A 641-nucleotide genomic window follows, 5' to 3' on the forward strand; every position below is an offset into this window, starting at 1 on the left:
GATGATGCCCACCAGATCGCCGCCACGCTGCGCCACGCGCTGCGCGAGGCGATCGCCGACAGCCGCATCCAGCTGCCCGCCTGCGTGCACCACCCGATCGAAGACCACTACGCGCGCCGCGAGCTGTACCGCGGCGCCGCGCACGGCTACAGCATCGTGGCGATGAGCTGGGGGCCGGGGCAGGGCACGCCACTGCACGACCACAGCGGCCTGTGGTGCGTGGAAGGGGTGTGGCTGGGCCAGCTGGAAATCACCCAGTACCAGCTGCTGGAGCGCGACGGCGAGCGCTTCCGCTTCCGCGCACAACCGGCCATCCTCGGCGACTGCGGCAGCGCCGGCAGCCTGATCCCGCCGCACGARTACCACACCATCCGCAACRCCAGCGCTGAGGATCTGGCGATCTCGGTCCACGTCTACCAGGGTGAAATGACCCGCAGCGCGGTGTTCGAGCCCGACGGCGGCGACTGGTACGCGCGCCGCGTGCAGGTGATGGAAACCGACGCGGCGTGATCCGGTCGTGCCGGGCCCTGCTCGGCAACGACGCAACCCGGCGCATCATGCGCCTCTTCGCGTGCCGGCCTGTCATCTCCCGCGAAGGGCAGCCGAGCGTGGCTCGGCTCTAGCCGGGGGCGGGCGTGGAT

The 641-nt window shown here is 71.0% G+C and carries 1 protein-coding gene; it reads left to right on the forward strand.

The window, feature by feature from the left end:
• Positions 1–510: hypothetical protein (locus tag ACXJKJ_RS30895; protein WP_457395354.1), on the forward strand; the 510-nt coding region annotated here is incomplete at its 5' end.
• Positions 511–641 lie beyond the last annotated feature (131 nt).

Source organism: Roseateles sp. P5_E1 (genome assembly GCF_054049335.1).